Annotated in this window: 5 protein-coding genes; 1 reads left to right on the forward strand and 4 read right to left on the reverse strand. The window is 48.8% G+C overall.

Going from position 1 to position 1,952, the window contains the following annotated elements; translation table 11 throughout:
- Nucleotides 1-64: 64 nt before the first annotated feature.
- A complete protein-coding gene (locus ACEW8P_RS18805; RefSeq protein ID WP_373514617.1) occupies nucleotides 65-691 on the forward strand; it encodes a LemA family protein in 627 nt (208 codons plus the stop codon).
- Here the strand turns inward: ACEW8P_RS18805 and ACEW8P_RS18810 are convergent, their stop codons facing one another.
- The 4 genes from ACEW8P_RS18810 to ACEW8P_RS18825 form a co-directional block, all read right to left on the reverse strand.
- Nucleotides 692-1,009: a hypothetical protein gene (locus ACEW8P_RS18810; RefSeq protein WP_373514618.1), complete on the reverse strand. Its 318-nt coding sequence runs from the start codon at nucleotides 1,007-1,009 to the stop codon at nucleotides 692-694. It lies immediately after the preceding gene.
- A 59-nt stretch (nucleotides 1,010-1,068) separates the two neighbouring features.
- The gene (locus ACEW8P_RS18815; protein WP_373514619.1) at nucleotides 1,069-1,359 is read right to left on the reverse strand and encodes a four helix bundle protein; all 291 of its coding nucleotides are present in this window, start codon (nucleotides 1,357-1,359) and stop codon (nucleotides 1,069-1,071) included.
- 103 nt (nucleotides 1,360-1,462) lie between these two features.
- Nucleotides 1,463-1,735 carry a EutN/CcmL family microcompartment protein gene (locus ACEW8P_RS18820; protein ID WP_373514620.1) on the reverse strand — a complete coding sequence of 91 codons (273 nt, stop codon included), beginning with the start codon at nucleotides 1,733-1,735 and terminating at the stop codon, nucleotides 1,463-1,465.
- Between the two features lie 15 nt (nucleotides 1,736-1,750).
- Nucleotides 1,751-1,952: EutN/CcmL family microcompartment protein (locus ACEW8P_RS18825; RefSeq protein ID WP_373514621.1), on the reverse strand; the 202-nt coding region annotated here is incomplete at its 5' end.

Below are 1,952 nucleotides of genomic sequence, written 5' to 3' on the forward strand. Positions count from 1 at the left end.
AGATCGAATCTGTGATCAACGCAGTAGATGAAGTGGGTAAAAGCAAACCCGAAGGAGAATGAAAATGAAAAGAGCAATTTTATTGTCAGTAGCAATGGTGGCGGCATTTGGCCTGAGCGGATGCAGTTATAACGAACTGAATGCAAAGCAGCAGAACGTAAAGGCAAAGTGGTCAAACGTCGAAAGTTCGCTTCAGCGGCGAGCCGACCTCATACCTAATCTTGTCGAAACCGCTAAGATGGCGGGAGTCCAGGAACAAGAGGTATTTGGGCAAATAGCGGATGCACGGTCGAGGCTTTTGAACGCCACGTCGGCCACGCCGGCGGCCGCCGATGGCGACAAGACCCCCGAACAAAAACAGGCGGTAATTGATGCAAATAACAGCTTTGGCGGAACGATTGGACGTTTGTTGAGCCTTCAGGAAAATTACCCGGTCCTGAGATCAAACGAAGCATTTATGAAGGTGCAGGACGAGCTTTCGGGTACAGAAAATCGAATAAATACGGCCCGTATCGACTACACTGATTCGGTTAACGCTTATAACACGTTACGCAATTCGTTTCCTGCGGTCCTGACGGCAGGCCTGTTGGGCTTCAAAGAGCAGCCATACTTTGAAGCGGAAGCAGGTGCCCGTTCGGCCCCGAGCGTAGGAGATGCAAATTCACTCCGGAAGCCAGCGACTAATCCTTAGTCAGAATCCGCGTGAACTGCACATTGAACAGTGATCACAAGGCTTGTCAGGCTCAAACTGGCAGGCCTTTTCATTTTTAAATTCGGAAAGAATTTCATCAGCAACCGTCTCCGAAACGCTGAATCTATCGAGGCTCGAATGCTGGATCTGCGTATGAACGCCGTCGCGATCCAGCATTGCATGTTCTAACTTATCCAGTCTGTAATTTGTCTTCTCCAGACGCGCGAACAGCGAAGCCACATCCTGCGACTGCGTTTCCGCCTCGAGGATCTTTGCGATCTTAACTGCCAGTCTATTGATCTCCTGCGGTTCCAACATTCTCCCCCCTGCTTGTCTTCGAAATAGATGACGTGAGCTTTATCAGTTCCACACAATCATTATTCAACGATTCGTATTGTGAACCGGTGATGAAAATCGCCCTTATGAAGAAGGAGCAACCACAGCTCCGTATCAAGCCCTTTCTGCAACGCGACATACATCTCGTTTGAGAAACCATTTTTCGAAAGCGAGTGGAGTGCCGCCTTCGTGTGTTTTGCAATGTAAGTCCCTGAAAGGAGCAACTGTTTCGATAATACGTACTCGTGTTTCTCTTCCGAAAGAAACTTGTACACTGCGACTACCCGCAGGGCAAATTTGATGGCTTTATCCAAGACTATACTATTCGTCATTGATCTTCAGTGGATAGTGGGTAGTGACAAGTGACAAGTTAAAAAAGACGACTATCCACTTGTCACTTGTCACTACCCACTGCAGAAAACCGTACTTTTGAAGTTACAACAAATCGATATAGTCAACAACGCCAACAATGGCCGAGTCGATCGCGGCTCCCGGCTTTCCTGTAGCTGCCGTCGAGGCCGACCATCCTTCCTGTGCTATGACCACGATGTCACCTTCCCCGGCGTTGACTGAATCGAGGGACAGGCAGGTATACTCCATTTCTTCGCCATCCGGAGTTATCTGTCGGCAAAGCATTATGCGTGTACCCTCATAACGCTGGTTTTTCTGGGTGGCAACAATGTTACCAATTACCCGGGCTAAAAGCATTCGATTTCTAGCTGTCTAACGCTCACCGTTAAATACATGTGAGTCCGAATCGATGATTCCGACGATCGTACAATCTGTTGGTGTTTCGTCCCGCTTGAACGGAAATGAAGCTTCCTTTCCTCTGCACCAAAAAACAAGCTCCCCCTCTCCGGCACCCACGGCATCGAGAGCCACAGTCGGATTTCCTTTCGGAAATAAGTTCGCGTCGAGGGTTTGA

The sequence above is a fragment of the Persicitalea sp. genome, assembly GCF_041751555.1.
Classification (GTDB): Bacteria; Bacteroidota; Bacteroidia; order Cytophagales; family Spirosomataceae; genus Persicitalea.

Bases quoted from the DNA above. Each gene is read 5' to 3' on its own strand.
- ACEW8P_RS18810 (WP_373514618.1), bottom strand. From the start codon at position 1,009: ATGTTGGAACCGCAGGAGATCAATAGACTGGCAGTTAAGATCGCAAAG.
- ACEW8P_RS18805 (WP_373514617.1), top strand. From the start codon at position 65: ATGAAAAGAGCAATTTTATTGTCAGTAGCAATGGTGGCGGCATTTGGC.
- ACEW8P_RS18815 (WP_373514619.1), bottom strand. From the start codon at position 1,359: ATGACGAATAGTATAGTCTTGGATAAAGCCATCAAATTTGCCCTGCGG.
- ACEW8P_RS18820 (WP_373514620.1), bottom strand. From the start codon at position 1,735: ATGCTTTTAGCCCGGGTAATTGGTAACATTGTTGCCACCCAGAAAAAC.